General features: G+C 69.6%; 16 protein-coding genes, 2 tRNA genes and 1 pseudogene. 8 read left to right on the plus strand and 11 right to left on the minus strand.

Translation table 11 applies throughout. The annotated features are described in order from the left end of the window. Nucleotides 1–108: 108 nt before the first annotated feature. The gene (locus tag OG580_RS11850) at nucleotides 109–1,065 is read left to right on the plus strand and encodes a hypothetical protein (protein ID WP_267043625.1); all 957 of its coding nucleotides are present in this window, start codon (nucleotides 109–111) and stop codon (nucleotides 1,063–1,065) included. A gap of 67 nt (nucleotides 1,066–1,132) precedes the next feature. Here OG580_RS11850 and clpX read toward each other — a convergent pair whose 3' ends face one another. The 5 genes from clpX to OG580_RS11875 form a co-directional block, all read right to left on the minus strand. Next, nucleotides 1,133–2,416: an ATP-dependent Clp protease ATP-binding subunit ClpX gene (gene clpX / locus OG580_RS11855; RefSeq protein ID WP_015033605.1), complete on the minus strand. Its 1,284-nt coding sequence runs from the start codon at nucleotides 2,414–2,416 to the stop codon at nucleotides 1,133–1,135. Nucleotides 2,417–2,572: 156 nt separating this feature from the next. Then, nucleotides 2,573–3,235: an ATP-dependent Clp protease proteolytic subunit gene (locus OG580_RS11860; RefSeq protein ID WP_267043626.1), complete on the minus strand. Its 663-nt coding sequence runs from the start codon at nucleotides 3,233–3,235 to the stop codon at nucleotides 2,573–2,575. Between the two features lie 62 nt (nucleotides 3,236–3,297). After that, a complete protein-coding gene (locus OG580_RS11865; protein ID WP_267043627.1) occupies nucleotides 3,298–3,915 on the minus strand; it encodes an ATP-dependent Clp protease proteolytic subunit in 618 nt (205 codons plus the stop codon). Nucleotides 3,916–4,155: 240 nt separating this feature from the next. Continuing rightward, nucleotides 4,156–5,541, minus strand: a complete 1,386-nt coding sequence (tig, locus tag OG580_RS11870) for a trigger factor (protein ID WP_267043628.1) — start codon at nucleotides 5,539–5,541, stop codon at nucleotides 4,156–4,158. A gap of 172 nt (nucleotides 5,542–5,713) precedes the next feature. Next, nucleotides 5,714–5,790 (minus strand) — tRNA-Pro (locus tag OG580_RS11875). A 132-nt stretch (nucleotides 5,791–5,922) separates the two neighbouring features. Between OG580_RS11875 and OG580_RS11880 the strand changes: the two genes are divergently transcribed. Then, a tRNA-Gly gene (locus OG580_RS11880) sits at nucleotides 5,923–5,996 on the plus strand. Nucleotides 5,997–6,162: 166 nt separating this feature from the next. Further along, nucleotides 6,163–6,648, plus strand: coding sequence for an amphi-Trp domain-containing protein (locus OG580_RS11885; protein ID WP_267043629.1), 486 nt, complete (start codon nucleotides 6,163–6,165; stop codon nucleotides 6,646–6,648). A 56-nt stretch (nucleotides 6,649–6,704) separates the two neighbouring features. On the opposite strand, the gene OG580_RS11890 is transcribed toward OG580_RS11885, so the two are convergent. Then, nucleotides 6,705–6,899: a hypothetical protein gene (locus OG580_RS11890; protein ID WP_024755527.1), complete on the minus strand. Its 195-nt coding sequence runs from the start codon at nucleotides 6,897–6,899 to the stop codon at nucleotides 6,705–6,707. 231 nt (nucleotides 6,900–7,130) lie between these two features. Continuing rightward, nucleotides 7,131–8,276 (minus strand): PP2C family protein-serine/threonine phosphatase, encoded by a 1,146-nt coding sequence (locus OG580_RS11895; RefSeq protein WP_267043630.1) that lies wholly within the window; start codon nucleotides 8,274–8,276, stop codon nucleotides 7,131–7,133. A gap of 106 nt (nucleotides 8,277–8,382) precedes the next feature. Here OG580_RS11895 and OG580_RS11900 point away from each other — a divergent pair, with 106 nt between their 5' ends. Then, nucleotides 8,383–9,612, plus strand: coding sequence for a GNAT family N-acetyltransferase (locus tag OG580_RS11900; protein WP_267043631.1), 1,230 nt, complete (start codon nucleotides 8,383–8,385; stop codon nucleotides 9,610–9,612). 19 nt (nucleotides 9,613–9,631) lie between these two features. Here the strand turns inward: OG580_RS11900 and OG580_RS11905 are convergent, their stop codons facing one another. Then, nucleotides 9,632–10,450: an Fpg/Nei family DNA glycosylase gene (locus tag OG580_RS11905; protein WP_267043632.1), complete on the minus strand. Its 819-nt coding sequence runs from the start codon at nucleotides 10,448–10,450 to the stop codon at nucleotides 9,632–9,634. Further along, on the minus strand, nucleotides 10,450–10,944 hold the full coding sequence (locus OG580_RS11910; RefSeq protein WP_267043633.1) for a ribose-5-phosphate isomerase: 495 nt from the start codon (nucleotides 10,942–10,944) through the stop codon (nucleotides 10,450–10,452). The genes OG580_RS11905 and OG580_RS11910 overlap by 1 nt, the downstream gene beginning before the upstream one ends. Nucleotides 10,945–11,140: 196 nt before the next feature. Here OG580_RS11910 and OG580_RS11915 point away from each other — a divergent pair, with 196 nt between their 5' ends. Further along, on the plus strand, nucleotides 11,141–12,577 hold the full coding sequence (locus OG580_RS11915) for an amino acid permease (RefSeq protein WP_267043634.1): 1,437 nt from the start codon (nucleotides 11,141–11,143) through the stop codon (nucleotides 12,575–12,577). 71 nt (nucleotides 12,578–12,648) lie between these two features. On the opposite strand, the gene OG580_RS11920 is transcribed toward OG580_RS11915, so the two are convergent. Beyond that, nucleotides 12,649–13,242: a biotin transporter BioY gene (locus OG580_RS11920; RefSeq protein ID WP_267043635.1), complete on the minus strand. Its 594-nt coding sequence runs from the start codon at nucleotides 13,240–13,242 to the stop codon at nucleotides 12,649–12,651. Between the two features lie 274 nt (nucleotides 13,243–13,516). Between OG580_RS11920 and OG580_RS11925 the strand changes: the two genes are divergently transcribed. The 3 genes and pseudogenes from OG580_RS11925 to OG580_RS11935 form a co-directional block, all read left to right on the plus strand. Then, nucleotides 13,517–14,902, plus strand: coding sequence for an amino acid permease (locus tag OG580_RS11925; RefSeq protein ID WP_267043636.1), 1,386 nt, complete (start codon nucleotides 13,517–13,519; stop codon nucleotides 14,900–14,902). A 116-nt stretch (nucleotides 14,903–15,018) separates the two neighbouring features. Then, entirely contained in the window at nucleotides 15,019–16,437 is a 1,419-nt protein-coding gene (locus OG580_RS11930; RefSeq protein ID WP_267043637.1) for an amino acid permease, read from the plus strand. A gap of 457 nt (nucleotides 16,438–16,894) precedes the next feature. Further along, nucleotides 16,895–17,144, plus strand: a pseudogene (locus OG580_RS11935) (superoxide dismutase); the annotation flags it as partial. Nucleotides 17,145–17,273: 129 nt separating this feature from the next. Here OG580_RS11935 and OG580_RS11940 read toward each other — a convergent pair. Further along, nucleotides 17,274–17,909, minus strand: coding sequence for a DsbA family protein (locus OG580_RS11940; protein ID WP_267043638.1), 636 nt, complete (start codon nucleotides 17,907–17,909; stop codon nucleotides 17,274–17,276). Nucleotides 17,910–18,002 lie beyond the last annotated feature (93 nt).

Consider the following 18,002-nt stretch of genomic DNA (forward strand, 5'->3'; position numbering starts at 1 on the left):
CCCGAAACGCTTTGGTTCGGTAACGGTGTGGCCCCCGCCGCACTTCCGCCTCGTCGGTTCCGCCAGGATGTTCGGTAGGCATAAACATCCTGTGAGGGGAACCTGTCGATGAGCTACAACCAGCCGGGACCGTACGGCGGCCAGCCGCCCCAGCAGCCCGGTCCGTACGGCCAGCCGGGCCCCTACGGCCAGCAGCCGCAGCAGCCGGGCCCGTACGGCCAGCCGCAGGCTCCCCAGCCGGGTTACGGATACCCCCAGCAGGCCCCGCAGGGCGTCCCGCCGCAGCAGCCCCCGTACGGCTACCCGCAGCCCCAGCAGCCCGGCCCCTACGGCCAGCAGCCCCAGTACGGCGCCCCCCAGGGCCCCGGCGGCTACGTACCGCACCCCCCGGCCCCGAAGAAGTCCAAGGCCGGCTGGATCATCGGCGCGGTCGCGGTCGTCGCGGCGCTCGGCGTCGGCGCGTACTTCCTGCTCGGCGGCGGTGGCTCCTCGGTCGCGGACGACGGCCCGCACAAGCTGATCACGCCGGACACGGTGCTGACCGATTACAAGAAGGCTCCGGACAAGGGGAGTTCCGCCGGGGAGGACTCCCTGGCGGAGGCCGAGAAGAACGGCGTCAAGAACGCGACGCAGGTCAAGGCTTCCTATCAGGTGGAGAACAAGGCCAACCCGCTCGCGAGCAAGATGATCTCCTTCAGTGGCCTCTACGGCGAGATCGAGGACCCCGAGAAGGTCGTCGACCTCATCTTCGCCAGCGCCAAGACCGAGGCCGAGAAGGACTCCGGCAAGAGCGACGCGCCGCAGCTCGTCGACAGCCCGAAGGCGTACGAGCCGGCCGACCTCGACGGCGCCGTCCTGAAGTGCCAGCAGGCCAAGACGAAGGCCGACCCGGCCACCAGCATGCCCGCGTTCACCATCAACATGTGCGTGTGGGCCGACCACAGCACCGTGGGCTTCGTGGTCCCGGTCGACATGTCCGCGATGATGACGGGCAAGTCCGGCTCGGCCGAGGAGGCCGCCGCCCTGACCGCCAAGCTCCGCAAGGAAGTCCGCGTCAAGTCCTGATCCCGGGTGTGTACGCGGAAGGGGCGCCCCGCCGGTCGGCGGGGCGCCCCTTCGCTGTCCGTACGGCTCAGGCCGACTTCTCGTGCCTGCCGTCGTTCTTCACGATCCGGGGGACCAGCGTCGGGTTGACGTTGTTCCGGACGACGTCCGCCGTGATGACGACCCGGGCCACGTCCTTGCGGGACGGGACCTCGTACATCACCGACTGGAGGACCTCCTCCATGATGGCGCGCAGGCCTCGCGCGCCGGTGCCGCGCAGGATCGCCTGGTCGGCGATGGCCTCCAGGGCCGGGCGGTCGAAGTCCAGCTCCACGCCGTCGAGTTCGAAGAGGCGCTGGTACTGCTTCACCAGCGCGTTGCGCGGCTCGACGAGGATCTGGAGGAGCGCCTCGCGGTCCAGGTTGTGGACCGAGGTGAGGACGGGGAGACGGCCGATGAACTCCGGGATCATCCCGAACTTCACCAGGTCCTCCGGCATGACCTCCTGGAACTGGTCGCTCGCCTCGATCTCGCGCTTGGAGCGGATGGTCGCCCCGAAGCCGATGCCCTTGGCGCCCGCCCGCGACTCGATGATCTTCTCCAGGCCGGCGAAGGCGCCGCCCACGATGAAGAGCACGTTCGTCGTGTCGATCTGGATGAACTCCTGGTGCGGGTGCTTCCGGCCGCCCTGCGGCGGCACGGAGGCGGTGGTGCCCTCCAGGATCTTGAGGAGCGCCTGCTGGACGCCCTCACCGCTCACGTCACGCGTGATCGACGGGTTTTCGCTCTTACGGGCGACCTTGTCGATCTCGTCGATGTAGATGATCCCGGTCTCGGCCTTCTTGACGTCGTAGTCGGCCGCCTGGATCAGCTTGAGCAGGATGTTCTCGACGTCCTCGCCGACATAGCCGGCCTCCGTCAGCGCCGTCGCGTCGGCGATGGCGAAGGGGACGTTGAGCATCCGGGCCAGTGTCTGCGCGAGCAGCGTCTTGCCGGACCCCGTGGGGCCGAGCAGCAGAATGTTGGACTTCGCCAGTTCGATGGCGTCGTCCCGGCCCTGCGCGCCGCCGTTCTCGCCGGCCTGGACGCGCTTGTAGTGGTTGTACACCGCGACCGAGAGGGCCTTCTTCGCGGGCTCCTGCCCGACGACGTATCCCTCGAGGAACTCGTAGATCTCGCGAGGCTTGGGGAGCTCCTCCCACCGCACCTCGCTCGTCTCCGCGAGTTCTTCCTCGATGATCTCGTTGCAGAGGTCGATGCACTCGTCGCAGATGTACACACCGGGTCCTGCGATGAGCTTCTTCACCTGCTTCTGGCTCTTTCCGCAGAACGAGCACTTGAGCAGGTCGCCGCCATCACCGATGCGTGCCACGAGGTGCTTCCCCTTCGCCTGGGAGTGCTTGGTTCAGCGACTCCTGGTGCCTCATATTCGACGGTACCTTGCCGGGCCCCCCGTTCGGGCCCCCCTTGGCACGGTTCACATGAACGTGAATGCGTCATGTGCCCCGTGCCGAGGGAAGGTCGGGCGTCAGCGCTCCGTGGAGGCCGTGCTCTTGCGGGTCGACACGATCTGGTCGACCAGGCCGTACGCGAGCGCGTCCTCGGCGGTCAGGATCTTGTCACGCTCGATGTCCTCGCGGATCTTCTCGATCGGCGTCGAGGAGTGCTTGGCCAGCATCTCCTCCAGCTGGCTGCGCATCCGCAGGATCTCGCGGGCCGCGATCTCCAGGTCGGAGAGCTGCTCACGACCGGTGCCGCCGGAGGGCTGGTGGATCAGCACGCGCGCGTTCGGCAGGGCCATCCGCTTGCCGGGCGTACCGGCGGCGAGCAGCACGGCCGCGGCGGAGGCCGCCTGGCCCATGCAGACCGTCTGGATGTCCGGCTTCACGAACTGCATCGTGTCGTAGATCGCCGTCAGCGCGGTGAAGGAACCACCGGGGCTGTTGATGTAGATCGAGATGTCGCGGTCCGGGTCCATCGACTCCAGGCACAGGAGCTGCGCCATGACGTCGTTGGCGGAGGCGTCGTCGATCTGCACGCCGAGGAAGATCACGCGCTCCTCGAAGAGCTTCGCGTACGGGTCGTACTCACGGACGCCCTGCGAGGTGCGCTCGACGAAGCGCGGAACGACGTAGCGGTTGTCCATCGGCGCGCCGGTGTAGAGACCGCTCGCGGAGAGGTTGTTAAGCATCTGGGTGTTCACCGTCCTGGTGGCGTTCGGTGGGCTGGGGCTCTTGAGCGGACTGCCGGGGCTCAGGCGCCCGTGCCGCCGCCGCCGGGAACACCCGCGGCGTGCGTGATGATGGCGTCGATGAGGCCGTAGTCCTTGGCCTCGTCCGCGGTGAACCAGCGGTCGCGGTCACCGTCGCGGATGATCGCCTCGACGGTCTGGCCGGAGTGGTGCGCGGTGATCTCGGCCATGCGCTGCTTCGTGCGAAGCAGGTACTCGGCCTGGATCTTGATGTCCGAGGCGGTGCCGCCGATGCCGGCGGAGCCCTGGTGCATCAGGATGTCGGTGTTCGGCAGCGCGAAGCGCTTGCCGGTGGCGCCGCCGGTGAGCAGGAACTGCCCCATGGAGGCCGCCATGCCCATACCGATGGTGACGACGTCGTTGGGGATGTACTGCATGGTGTCGTAGACGGCCATGCCGGCCGTCACCGAGCCACCGGGGCTGTTGATGTACAGGTAGATGTCCTTCTCCGGGTCGGCGGCCAGGAGGAGCATCTGAGCGGTGATCTTGTTGGCGATCTCGTCGTCGACCTGCTGGCCGAGGAAGATGATCCGCTCGCCGAGGAGCCGGTTGTAGACATGGTCGCCGAGGCCGCCACCGATGGACGGCTCACCCGCGGCGTAAGGCTTCAGATTCGTCACGTATCCACCTGCTCGTCTCCGACGGCCAGGGCCGTCTCAGCGTCTCGTTCCGAGGGCAGTGCCCTCGTATTCATGGACCCTAACGCGCAGGTGGGACAACGCCATCCCGGTTCCCGAACTGTTCGCTGGGAGCGCAAGGTCAGCGGGGGCGCGTAACCGGTCCGGGTACGCCCACGGGCCCGTGCGCACAGCAGTGCGCACGGGCCCGTGGAAAGCGTTCCGCGCGGGGCGCGGGGCCGCTTACTTGTCCTCGGAGACCTCGGTCTCGCCGGTGACGGCCTCGACGGCCTCGGCGGCGGTCTCGACCTCGTCCTCGTCGTCGGAGAGGTCGACGACCTCACCGTTGGTGTCGACGACCTTGGCGGACTCGACGACGACCGCGAGGGCCTTGCCGCGGGCGACCTCGCCGACGAGCATCGGCACCTGGCCACCCTGGGCCACGGCCTGGGCGAACTGGTCGGGGCTCATGCCGGAGGAGGCGGCACGGCGGAACAGGTGCTCGGTGAGCTCCTCGCGGGAGACGTCGAGCTTCTCCTTGTTGACGAGCTCATCGAGGATGAACTGCGTCTTGATGCCCTTCTCGGCCTGCTCCTTGGTCTCCGCCAGGAACTCTTCCTCGGTCTTGCCCTGGAGCTCCAGGTACTTCGCGAGGTCGATGCCCATCTGGCCGAGCTGGTGGTGCTCCAGGTTGTGCTTGCGGGTGTTGATCTCGTCCTCGAGAAGCTTCTCGGGCATCGGGACCTCGACCAGCTTGAGGAGCTCGTCGAGGACGCGCTCCTGGGCCTGGGTGGCCTGGTCGAACTGCTTCATGTTCTCAAGGCGCTTGCGGCTGTCGGCCTTGAGCTCGTCGAGGGTGTCGAACTCCGAGGCGAGCTGGGCGAACTCGTCGTCCAGCTCCGGGAGCTCACGGGCGGCGACGGTGGTGACCTTGACGGTGACCTCCGCGTCCTTGCCCTCGGCGGTGCCGCCCTTCAGCTGGGAGGTGAAGGTGGCCTCGCCACCGGCCTCCAGGCCCTTGACGGCCTCGTCGATGCCGTCGAGCAGCTCGCCCGAACCGATGGTGTACGAGACACCGTCGGCGACACCGTCGGGGAGGACCTCGCCGTCGACCTTGGCCTCGAGGTCGATGGTGACGACGTCGCCGTCCTGGGCGGCACGCTCGACCGGGGAGGTCGAGGCGAAGCGCTCGCGGAGCTGCTCCACCGACTTCTCGATGTCCTCGTCGGTGACCTCGACCGCGTCGACGGTGACCTCGATGCCGGAGTAGTCCGGGATCTCGATCGTCGGGCGGATGTCGACCTCGGCGGTGAAGGCCAGCAGTTCGCCGTCCTTCAGCTCCGTGATGTCGACCTCGGGCTGACCCAGCGGGTTGACCTCGGCCTCGTTGACGGCCTCGGTGTAGAACTTCGGGAGCGCGTCGTTGACGGCCTCTTCCAGCACGGCGCCGCGGCCGAACCGCTGGTCGATCACGCGAGCCGGGATCTTGCCCTTACGGAAGCCCTTGACCGTGACCTGCTGGTTGATCTTCTTGTACGCCGCGTCGAGGCTGTCCTTGAGCTCCTCGAAGGGCACCTCGACAGTGAGCCGAACCCGAGTCGGGTTCAGGGTCTCCACGGCGCTCTTCACGGTTCGGTCTCCTTGTGGCTGATTCCTGGAAACCGCCGATGCCGCGTGAGAGCGGTTCCGGCGGCTCGGCCCGGTCAGAAAGACACACGGGCACGCAGCTTGCATAGTAACCGCAAGCGGGGAGGCGCCCACAACGTGATCATGAACGCGGCAGGCGGGCGCGTGATCGTCATGGTCGGGGTGGCGGGATTTGAACCCACGGCCTTCCGCTCCCAAAGCGGACGCGCTACCAAGCTGCGCCACACCCCGTCGGTGCGACACGTAGGGTACATGGACGGAGACTGTGCGGCGCCCCCGTTTTACGGGGTGTGCGCGAAGGTCCCCCGACCGGCTACCATGCTGTTCGTGCCGCGGTCCTCGTGACCTGCGGTGCGATGCTGTGCGGGCGTAGCTCAATGGTAGAGCACTAGTCTTCCAAACTAGCTACGCGGGTTCGATTCCCGTCGCCCGCTCCACGACCTCAGGGCCAGGCCGGAGAAACCTCTCCGACCTGGCCCTGAGGCGTTTCCGGGTGCCGCGGGCGGGGTTCCGCGGGGCCGCCGGCGAGGCTCCCGGATGCCGGGGCGGGCGGGCGCGCGCAGACTGGGCAGAGCCCGTCTCACCGCCGCGTCGGAGGTAGCGATGAAGGACCTGAAGTTCGAGCGGAAGCGTTCACTGTCCCGGCTGGAGGCAGCCGATCAGTTGATGTCGCTCGCGACCGCCCTGAGGGAGGGCGGGGAGGCCGAACTGGAACTGGGGTCCGGAACGCTGAGTCTGCGCATCCCCGACGAGCTCCGCAGCGAGGTGGAGATCGAGGTCAGCGACGGGGAGATCGAGCTGGAGATCGAGCTGACGTGGTCGACGGGCCGCCCGAAGGCCGCGGCGCCGAGCCCCGCCGTCGCGGGCAGCGACAAGGCGGCGAAGCGGTCGGCGCCGAAGCCCACCGGGTCGCCCACGAAGCCGAGCGGCACCGCCAGGAGCACGAAGAAGACGGCCAAGCCGACCAAGACGACCAAGACGACCAAGACGGCCAAGACGGCCGGCGCGGCCACGACCGCCACGGCAGCCAAGACCGCGGCGAAGGCCGCCAAGTCGTCCAAGGCGGCGAAGTCCTCGAAGTCCGGCTGAGGGCCTGGAGTGGCGGGCGCCGGTCCGGCAGGCCGCCGGCCGTCGCCCGCGCCGGCTCAGAACTTGATGGAGCCGACCGTCTGCGTTATCGAGTCCAGGAAGCGCTGGATGTCGTCGGCCATGCCGGTGGAGGCGAGGAAGAAGCCGAAGAGCACGGCGATCACGGCCGGTCCGCCCTTGAGGTTCCCCCCTCGGATCAGCACCACCAGGATGATTGCCAACAGCAACACCACAGACAGCGAAATGGCCACAACTGCTCACACCCTCGGTCGGTCCCGCCCTGCCCACAAGGGAGTCCGTGTCCCGGAAATCCCCCCGTTTTCTCCATCGTGCCACCAACCCCCTTGCCCCCGCTGGCGGGTGACGAATCGTCGCGTCCTCGCCGAGGTCGCGCCGGAGAGAATCGTCACACTCGTACAACCATGCGGCTTTTGCCGGCCTAAGGGAGGGGCCGGTGACGGAGCCGGAGATGGCGTGGGCGTTCAGGCGGGACGGGAGATGAGCAGCAGGGCCCGGTCGTCGTTGACGTCCTTGGCCACGGCTTCGATCAGGTGCCAGGCGACGCCCTCGAAGCCTTCGGCGACGCAGCGGTCGGCCTCGCCGGTGAGGCGGTCGATGCCCTCGGCGATGTCCCGGTCGGCGGCCTCGACGAGTCCGTCGGTGAAGAGCATGAGGACGTCTCCGGGGCGCAGCGAGCCCTTGACCGGGTGGAACTCGGCTCTGTCGTAGACGCCGAGGAGGGGCCCCTCCGCGGCCTTCTCCTCCCAGCGGCCGGTGCCCGCGTGGAGCTGGAGCGCGGGGAGGTGGCCGGCGGAGAAGAGTTCGTAGTCGCCGGAGTCCAGGTCGAGGACGAGGTGGACGGAGGTGGCGAAGCCCTCGTCCCAGTTCTGGCGGAGCAGATAGCCGTTGGCCGCGGGGAGGAAGCCGTGCGGCGGGAGCGAACCGAGGAGCCCGCCGAAGGCGCCGGAGAGCAGCAGCGAGCGGGAGGCCGCGTCCATGCCCTTGCCGGAGACGTCGGTGAGGACGACCTCCAGGGTCCGGCCGCCGTGGGTGCGGGCGGCGACGACGAAGTCGCCGGAGAAGGACTGGCCGCCGGCCGGGCGGAGCGCCATCTCGCGGTGCCAGCCCTTGGGGAGCCGGGGCAGGGCGCTCTGGACGCGGAGGCGTTCGCGCAGGTCGAAGAGCATGGTGCCGCCGCGCCGCCAGGGCACGCCGACCCGGGCGCGGAACTGGGCGATGAGCAGCCCGAAGAGACCGCAGGCGGCGACGACGAGGACGGTGCCGGGGGTGACCCGGGCGGGGCCCTGGGTGTACGGGCCGAGGACGACGGACTCGACGATGAGGGCGCCGGCGGCCGCCGCGTACAGACCGAGCAGGCTGGCGGGGCGCAGCAGCAGTCCGCCGGCCACGATGGGCAGGACGAGCGCGGCGGGCGCGCACCAGACGGGGTCGAGGATCGTGCCGCAGGCGATGGCCGGGATCATCAGGAGGAGTCCGGCGAAGGCGAGCCAGTCGGAGCCGTCCCCGCGGAAGTAGTCGACGCCCGATTTACGCAGGGCGATGCGGGCCCGGCGGGCGCGTCTGCGCATCCGGGCCGCGTACGTGTTCACTCCGGCGCGGTGTCCCATTGGCCTGGACCCTATCCACCTCGTCCGACATCGCGCAGGGGTACCCCGGTGACAATGTGCGTGAAATCGGGTCGCCCCGGGCGCGCGCCGCTGATATCGATGGCATATGACGACTGAACTGCGGGTGCTCGAGCCGACCGAATGGGACCGCTGGTACGAGGTCCTGGAGCTTGCGTTCGGGGGCGTGGCGGAGTCTCCGGAGGAGCGGGAGCTGTGGCGTGACCTGACGGAGTTCGATCGTTCCCTCGGGGCGTGGGACGGCGACCTGTGTGTGGGGACGGCGGGCGCGTTCTCGTTCCGGCTGACGGTTCCGGGCGGGGCGTCGGTGCCGGTGGGCGGGGTGACGATGGTCAGCGTGGCGGGGACGCACCGCAGGCGCGGGATCCTGACCTCGATGATGCGGCGCCAGCTGGACGACCTGCGGGCCGCGGGCGAGTCGGTCGCGGTGCTCACGGCCTCGGAGCCGGAGATCTACGGGCGGTTCGGCTACGGCATCGCCGCGTACTCGGCGCGGACGACGATCGACACGACGCGGGTGCGGCTCTCGGTGCCGGAGGGCACCGACGAGGTGGTGCTGCGCCGGGCGGACCTGGCGGGGTCCGCCGCGGCGTGCGAGGCGGTGTACGCGCAGCTGGTGCCCGGCCGGCCGGGGATGCTCGCCCGGCGGCCGGGGTGGGAGCGGCTGCCGCTGATCGACCCGCCGGCCGACCGGGAGGGTTCCTCTCCGCGGCTGTGCGTGCTCGCGGAGCGGGGCGGGGAGGTCGTGGGCTTCACGCAGTACGCGATCAAGCCCGAGTGGTCGTACTCCGGGTCCGAAGGGGCCGTCCTGGTCCACCAGTTGATGGCGCTCGACCCGGCGGCGGAGGCGGCGCTGTGGCGGTTCCTCTGCTCGGTGGACCTGACCTCGGAGGTACGGATCCGCAGCAGCCCGGTGGACGGCGCCTGGCAGCAGCTGGTGAGCGACGTACGGCGCTGCGCCCCGACGGTGCGGGACGCGCTGCATCTGCGCCTGGTGGAGGTGGGCGCGGCTCTGGAGGCGCGGACGTACCAGGCGCCGGTGGACGTGGTGTTCGAGGTCGCGGACGCGTTCTGTCCCTGGAACGAGGGGCGTTGGCGGCTGACGGGCGACCGTAAGGGCGCGGTGTGCGTGCGGACCTCCGATCCCGTGGATCTCGCGCTGTCCGTAGGGGAGTTGGGCGCGGCCTATCTGGGCGGGACCTCACTGGTCTCGCTGGCTGCGGCCGGGCGGGTGCGGGAGCTGCGCGAGGGGGCGCTGGTGGAGGCGTCGGTGGCCTTCGGATCGCCGGTCGCGCCCTGGCTGCCGCACGGGTTCTAGCCCGAGGAGCCGAAGGCTCCTAGCGGGTCTGGCAGCCCGGGCACCAGAAGAGGTTGCGGGCCGCCAGGTCGGCCGTGCGGATCTCGGCTCCGCAGATGTGGCAGGGCTGGTGGGTCCTGCGGTAGACGTACACCTCGCCGCCGTGGTCGTCGACGCGCGGCGGACGGCCCATCGCCTCGGGCATGTGCTCGGGGCGGACGGTGTCGATGCGGTTGAGGCGGACGCCCTCGCGCATCAGCGCGGCGAGGTCGGTCCAGATCGCGTCCCACTCCCCCGGTGTCAGGTCCCGGCCCGCGCGGTAGGGGTCGATGCCGTGCCGGAAGAGGACCTCGGCGCGGTAGACGTTGCCGACGCCGGCGATGACCTTCTGGTCCATGAGCAGGGCGGCGATCGTCGTGCGGGACTTCGAGATCCGGCGCCACGCCTTGTCCGGGTCGTCGCGCCCGCGGAGCGGGTCGGGGCCGAGGCGGTCGTGTATCGCCTGCTTCTCGGCGTCCGTGATGTACGCGCACGTGGTGGGGCCGCGGAGGTCGACGTACCCGTCCGTGTCGGCGATCCGCATGCGGACGGTGTCCGTGGGCGGCGGGGCCGGGGCGGCGACGGTGTCCCCGAAGGTCACCTTGCCGAAGAGGCCGAGGTGGATGTGGATCCACCGCTCGCCGGGGAAGCCGAGGAAGAGATGCTTGCCGTGGGCCTCGGTGGTCTCCAGGACGCTGCCGTCGAGCAGGGCCGCCGAGTCGGCGAACTTGCCCTGGGGGCTGGAGACGCGCACGGGCCGGCCGCCGAACCGCTCGCGGTGGTCGGCGGCCAGCCGGTGGATGGTGTGCCCTTCGGGCATCAGACGGTGGGCTCCTGCGGGTGGTGCGCCGGGATCGGGGGGAGCTCGCCGGTGGTCTCGTACTCCGAGAGCATGTCGATCCGGCGGGTGTGGCGTTCGTCACCCGAGTACGGCGTACTCAGGAAGATCTCGACGAACTTGGTCGCCTCTTCCTGGGTGTGCATCCGACCGCCGACGGAGATCACGTTGGCGTTGTTGTGCTCGCGGCCGAGGGCGGCGGTCTGCTCGCTCCAGGCGAGGGCGGCGCGCACCCCCTTCACCTTGTTCGCGGCGATCTGCTCCCCGTTGCCGGAGCCGCCGATGACGATGCCCAGGCTGTCCGCGTCGGCGGCCGTCTTCTCGGCGGCGCGCAGGCAGAACGGCGGGTAGTCGTCGAGGGCGTCGTAGATGTGGGGACCGCAGTCGACGGGCTCGTGGCCGTGAGCCGTGAGCCACTCGACGAGGTGGTTCTTGAGTTCGTAGCCGGCGTGGTCGGAACCGATGTAGACGCGCATGGTGCCGAGTGTGGCATGTCAGGGCGCGGGTAGCGGTCAGCGGGGTCGGGACGTTCACCCGACCTGGTATGGACCTTCGCCTCTCGCGGAGTGGCCCTCGCAACGATCCGGAATGACCCCTTCCGATCACGCCCTCTCACAGTGTTGAATGCACGGGCTCGCGACCCGAGCGCCCCCCACACGTTAGGAAGCGTTCATGAATACGCAGCCGACCCTGGAGAAGGAAGGCGAAAACACCGGTACGGCCGGTGTTCCGCAGTCCTCCGACGGGCTCAAGGCCGGGCTCAAGAACCGCCATCTCTCGATGATCGCCATCGGTGGCGTGATCGGTGCCGGCCTCTTCGTCGGCTCCGGCTCCGGCATCGCCGCGGCCGGCCCCGCGATCCTGCTGTCCTACTTCCTCGTCGGCGCCATGGTCGTCTTCGTGATGCGGATGCTCGGCGAGATGGCCGCCGCCCGGCCGTCCTCCGGCTCCTTCTCCGCCTACGCCGACCGGGCCCTCGGCCGCTGGGCCGGCTTCAGCATCGGCTGGCTGTACTGGTTCTTCTGGGTCGTCGTCCTCGCCGTCGAGGCGACCGCGGGTGCCAAGATCCTTGAAGGCTGGGTCCCGGCCGTACCGCAGTGGGGCTGGGCGCTCATCGTGATGGTGGTGCTCACCGTCACGAACCTCGGCTCCGTCGCCTCGTACGGCGAGTTCGAGTTCTGGTTCGCCGGCATCAAGGTCGTGGCCATCGGCGCCTTCGTCGTCATCGGCATGCTCGCGGTCTTCGGCGTGCTGCCCGGCTCGGACAACCCGGGCACCGGATTCGCGCACCTCACCGACACCGGGGGCTTCTTCCCGATGGGCGCGGGCGCGGTCCTCACCGGTGTGCTGATGGTCGTCTTCTCCTTCATGGGCAGCGAGATCGTCACCCTCGCCGCCGGCGAGTCCGAGGACCCGCAGAAGGCCGTCACCAAGGCCACCAACAGCGTGATCTGGCGGATCGGCGTCTTCTACCTGGGCTCGATCTTCGTCGTCCTGGCCCTGCTGCCGTGGAACGACAAGTCGATCGTCGAGAAGGGCTCGTACGTCGCCGCCCTCGACTCCATCGGCATCGCGAACGCCGGTCAGATCATGAACGTGATCGTCCTGACGGCCGTGCTGTCCTGCCTGAACTCGGGCCTCTACACCGCCTCCCGCATGGCGTTCTCGCTCGGTCAGCGCGGCGACGCGCCGAAGGCCTTCGCGAAGGTCAACAAGCGGGGCGTGCCGACGGCGGCGATCCTCGGCTCGGTCGTCTTCGGCTTCGTCGCGGTCTTCTTCAACTACAAGTGGCCGGACACCGTCTTCGCCTTCCTGCTGAACTCCTCCGGCGCGGTCGCGCTCTTCGTCTGGCTGGTCATCTGCGTGACCCAGCTGAAGATGCGCGGCATCATCCTGCGCGAGACGCCGGAGAAGCTGGTCGTGAAGATGTGGCTCTTCCCGTACCTGACCTGGGCGACGATCGGCATGATCGTCTTCGTCCTCGGCTACATGCTGTACGACGGCGGCAGCGCCCGTGAGCAGGTCGTGCTCTCGCTGCTGGTGGCCGCGCTCGTGATCGCGATCGCGCTGGTCCGGCAGTGGAGGGCGAAGGCCTCCGCGCGCCCGTAGTCCTCGGACACGCGAGAGGGCCCGTCGTTCCCCGGGGAACGACGGGCCCTCTCGCGTATGTACGGAGCCGCTCAGCCCTTGCGGCCGACGAGCTTCCAGGCGGCCGGCAGGGCGCCCATGGCCAGCGCGGCCTTGAGCGCGTCGCCGATGAGGAACGGGGTGAGGCCCGCGGCGACGGCCTGGCCGAAGGTCATGCCGGTGGCGAGCGCCAGGTAGGGCACGCCGACCGCGTAGATGATCGCGGAGCCGAGGGCCATCGCGCCGGCCGTGCGGAGCACCGAGCGGTCGGCGCCGCGGCGGGCGAGGGCGCCGACGACGGTCGCGGCGAGCATCATCCCGAGGATGTAACCGAAGGACGGCATCCCGTAGCCCGAGGTGGCCTGCGCGAACCAGGGCACGCCCGCCATGCCCGCCACCGCGTAGGCGGCGAGGGCCAGGAACCCGCGGCGGGCGCCGAGGGCGGTGCCGACGAGCAGCGCGGCGAAGGTCTGGCCGGAGACCGGGACCGGGGAGCCGGGGACCGGGACGGAGAGCTGCGCGGCGAGGCCGGTGAGGGCGGCGCCGCCGACGACCAGGGCGATGTCCCGGGCGCGGCTCGCCGGGAGCAGGTCGGCGAGGACGGTGCCCGCACGGAGGGAACGGACGGGGGCGGCGGCGGTGCTCATCGGTACTCCGCGAGGGTGAGGGTGGGTGGGACAGGTTGACGGTATGCCAGGAGTGAGCGTCCGATCACCGTCAGCCGCCGACAAAGCGAGAGCCCGGCACTTCATGGGGTTCCGACAAACAGCCGACCCCGTGCATCTTCCATGCATCGCGCTACGTGACCCTTGTCACTGGCAACTCGCCAGGAGACGCCCCTTTTGCGTCAACGGGAGGTCAACAGAGAGACTGTGGGGTCTCCATAAAGTGTCATCTCCCCGAGAGCGCGAGCCTTCCACCATGCGCGACGCCCCGTCGTCCCCTCTGGTCACCGAACCGGAGCCCCTGTCCCACGGCCTGAAGCAGCGTCACCTGACGATGCTGGGGCTCGGCGGGGTGATCGGCGCCGGGCTCTTCGTCGGTTCGGGGGCGGGCATCGCCGTGGCCGGACCCGGCATCGTGATCTCGTACCTGATCGCGGGCGCGCTCGCGATGCTCGTCATGCGGATGCTGGGCGAGATGTCCGCGGCGATGCCCGCCTCCGGGGCCTTCTCGGTCCACGCCGAACGGGCGCTCGGCCGCTGGGCCGGGTTCTCGGTGGGCTGGCTGTACTGGTTCCTGCTGGTCGTCGTCCTCGCCGTGGAGGCGACGGGCGCGGCGCGGATCGCGAACGGCTGGGCGCCGGGGGTCCCGCAGTGGGGCTGGGTGCTGGTCTTCATGGTCGTGTTCACCCTCGCCAACCTCGCGGCGGTGAAGAACTTCGGCGAGTTCGAGTTCTGGTTCGCGGCGCTGAAGGTCGGCGCGATCGTCCTCTTCCTGATCCTCGGCACGCTCGCGATCGTCGGTTGGCTCCCCGACACGGACCCCGTGGGGATGGCCAATCTGACCGGCCAGGGCGGTTTCCTGCCGAACGGCTGGGAGGGTGTGGTCTCCGGTGTCCTCGCCGTCGTCTTCGCCTTCGGCGGCCTGGAGGTCGTCACGATCGCCGCGGCCGAGTCGGCCGACCCCGCGCGGAACGTGGCACGGGCGGTGCGCAGCGCGGTGTGGCGGATCCTCCTCTTCTACGTGGGGTCGATGCTGGTCATCGTGACGCTGCTGCCGTGGACGTCGATGGAGCCTGGCATGTCGCCGTACGTGGCGGTCCTGGACGCGATCGGGGTGCCGGCGGCGGGCCAGATCATGAACGTGGTGGTCTTCGTGGCGCTGCTCTCGGCGCTCAACGCGAACCTGTACGGGTCGTCCCGGATGATCTTCTCGCTGGCGGAGCGCGGGGAGGCGCCCAAGGGGCTGCTCCGGGTCTCGGCCGGAGGGGTGCCGCGCCGGGCGGTGCTCGCCTCGGTGGCCTTCGGCTTCGTCTCCGTCCTCCTCAATCTGAAGTGGCCGGACTCCGTCTTCCTCTACATGCTCAACGCGGTCGGGGCGGTGCTGCTCTTCGTCTGGGCCCTGATCGCCGTCTCGCAGCTGCGGCTGCGGCCCCGGATCGAGCGCGAGGCGCCCGAGACCCTGACGCTGCGGATGTGGGGCTTCCCGTGGCTGACCTGGGTGGCGCTCGCCGCGATGGCGGCGGTGCTCGTCCTGATGCTGACGGACGACGCGGCGCGCCCGCAGGTGCTGTGGTCGGGGGCGGCGACCGGGGCGGTCCTGCTGGTGGCGTGGGTGCGGGAGCTGCGTACGAACCGGTCATGAACCTTCACTTTGTGTGAAGGTCGTGACCGTATAGCGGACATCGGTTCCCTGTGAGCGGTGCGCCCGCCCAGACTGTGGGCTCCCTCCCCGTCTCAGCTAGTGAACAGGGCTCGCCCATGTCTCGGACCACCGCGCCCGCGCCGGCCGACCGCAAGGACGGCGCGACCGCACCCGCCGAGGGCCTCACGCACGGCCTCAAGCAGCGCCACCTCTCGATGATCGCCCTCGGTGGCGTCATCGGTGCCGGACTCTTCGTCGGCTCCGGCGCCGGCATCGCCGCCGCCGGCCCCTCGATCGTGATCGCCTACGCCCTCTCCGGCATCCTCGTGATGCTCGTGATGCGCATGCTCGGCGAGATGTCGGCGGCCAACCCCGCCTCCGGCTCCTTCTCCGTCCACGCCGAGCGGGCCTTCGGATCCTGGGCGGGCTTCACCTCGGGCTGGGCCTTCTGGTTCCTGCTCTGCGTCGCCGTCGGCCTGGAGGGCATCGGCGCCGCGAAGATCATGACCGGTTGGTTCCCCGGCAGCCCCGAGTGGGCCTGGGTCGCGCTCTTCATGGTGGTCTTCTGCGCCACCAACCTGGCGGCGGTGAAGAACTTCGGCGAGTTCGAGTTCTGGTTCGCCGCGCTCAAGGTCGGCGCGATCGTCCTCTTCCTCGGCATCGGCATCCTCGCCATCACCGGCCTCCTGCCCGGCACGGACGCCCCCGCCCCCGGCACCGCGAACCTCACCGGGGACGGCGGCTTCTTCCCGAACGGCTCCGAGGGCCTGATCATCGGCCTGCTGGCCTCCGTCTTCGCGTACGGAGGCCTGGAGACGGTCACCATCGCCGCCGCCGAGTCCGAGCACCCGGTGCAGGGCGTCGCCAAGGCCGTCCGGACGGCGATGTGGCGGATCGCGCTCTTCTACATCGGCTCGATGGCGGTCATCGTCACCCTCGTCCCGTGGGACGACAAGGCGGTCGTCGAGAAGGGCCCGTACGTCGCCACCCTCGACCACCTGGGCATTCCGGCGGCCGGCCAGATCATGAACGTGGTCGTGCTCGTCGCCCTGCTCTCGGCGATGAACGCCAACATCTACGGCGCCTCGCGCATGGCCGGTTCGCTCGTCGCGCGCGGCCAGGGCCCCAAGGCGCTCGGCCGGCTCTCCGGCGGGGTCCCGCGTCCGGCCGTCCTCGTCTCCTCCGTCTTCGGCTTCGGCTGCGTGCTGCTGAGCTACTGGCGGCCGGACGACATCTTCATCTGGCTGCTCAACACCATCGGCGCGATCATCCTCGTCGTCTGGTTCTTCATCGCCGCCTCCCAGCTGGTGCTGCGCCGCCGCACCGAGCGCGAGGCGCCCGAGAAGCTGGTCGTGCGGATGTGGGCCTTCCCGGTGCTGACCTGGGTGGCGCTGGCCGGCATGGCCGCGATCTTCGTCCTGATGGCCCGCGAGGAGGGCACCCGCGTGCAGCTGTACTGGACGGGCGGGCTGACGCTGCTGCTCGCCGCGGTCGGCTACGTACGCCAGAAGGCCGCGGCGGGCCGCGCTTCCTGACCCGCACCCGCTGGACGAGAATCCCCGAACCGCCTTCCGGTTCGGGGATTCTCTGCGCGTGCCTCGGCGGCCCGGCCGGTCCTGGGTCTCAGTCCTGGCCCCCAACGGTCTGCGCAGTCTCGCGCACGAACGAACATGCGAGGCTAGCTCCGTTCGGAGGAACGCCACCAGTTTTGGCGCACGTCGCATCCCCTCACCGTTACGTTGTTCGAGGCAGGTCACCGACCTGCTCGGCGGCCGGGAGGGTCGTCGCGGGACGGACCTGAGCGCCGTCGAACTCCCCGGAGCGATCCAGGGGAGAGTCTCCGGTCTTGGGCCGGAGAGAACTCCAACTGCAGTACAAGAACCAGAAACTCGACTTCGTCGAGACGTACTGGCAGGTCGTCGATCGACAACAACGGCCGCGACGAGCCGAAGGACGTATGCGTCCTTCGGCTCTTTCGTTTACACGACCTCGCTCCTCCGTGCCTCGGCGAACACTCTGGGCTCCGGCTGGGGTGCGCTCGCGGCGAGCCGATCAGCAAGGGATGATCGGCATGCGAGTCCACGACCGCCAAGGCAACCTCGGCCATGGCCGGGTCCCGCGTCTTCGACGTGCGAACCAGAAGGTGGACTTCATCGAGGCCATGTGGCAGGTCGTCAACTGGCAGGACGTGAGCAGGCGCTACCAGGCGGCCAAGGCCTCCGTACCGCTGATCTCCTTCTGATCCGAGCCGTGGAAGGCTCCCCGTCGTCCTGCTCGTGATCGTCTTCTCACCCTTCACGCGCGGGCGGAATGACGAAGAACCCCCGCGATGACCTGAATCGCGGGGGTTCTTCCGTGCCTGCGGCGCGGACTACTCGAAGCTGGGCGCCGCCGTCCGGGTGCGCTTGATCTCGTAGAAGCCCGGCGTCGACGCCACGAGCAACGTGCCGTCCCAGAGGCGGGCGGCCGCGTCGCCGCGCGGGGTCGGGGTCACAACGGGGCCGAAGAAGGCGACCTCGTCACCCGTCGGGCCCGGGACCGCGATGACCGGGGTGCCGACGTCCTGGCCGACCTTGCCGATGCCCTCGTGGTGCGAGGCGCGCAGCTCGGTGTCGTACGTGTCCTTCTCGGCGAAGTCCGCGAGGTCCTCCGGCAGGCCGACGTCCGTCAGCGCGCCGACGATCGCCTCACGGGTCGGGCCCTCGCCGTTGTTGTGGAAACGGGTGCCGAGCGCCGTGTAGAGCTTGCCGACGACCTCGTCGCCGTGCAGCTGCTGGGCGGCTATGACGACCCGGACCGGGCCCCAGGCCTGCGTCTCCAGCATCTCGCGGTACTCGGCCGGCACCTCGTCGAGACGGTTCTCGTTGAGCACGGCCAGGCTCATGACCTTCCAGCGCACGTCGACCGGGCGCACCTGCTCCACCTCCAGCATCCAGCGGGAGGTCATCCAGGCCCAGGGGCACAGCGGGTCGAAGTAGAAGTCTGCGATGGTCCTGCTCTCGGACATGTCACTCCTCGGTACGGCCGTGATGAAGGTGGTGCGCCGAAAGGAGCAAACGCCACGGGCGCTCGAAGGCATTCCCGTGTGCCGGGTGACAGT

Origin of the sequence: Streptomyces sp. NBC_00094 (assembly GCF_026343125.1) — a bacterium.
Taxonomy (GTDB): domain Bacteria; phylum Actinomycetota; class Actinomycetes; order Streptomycetales; family Streptomycetaceae; genus Streptomyces.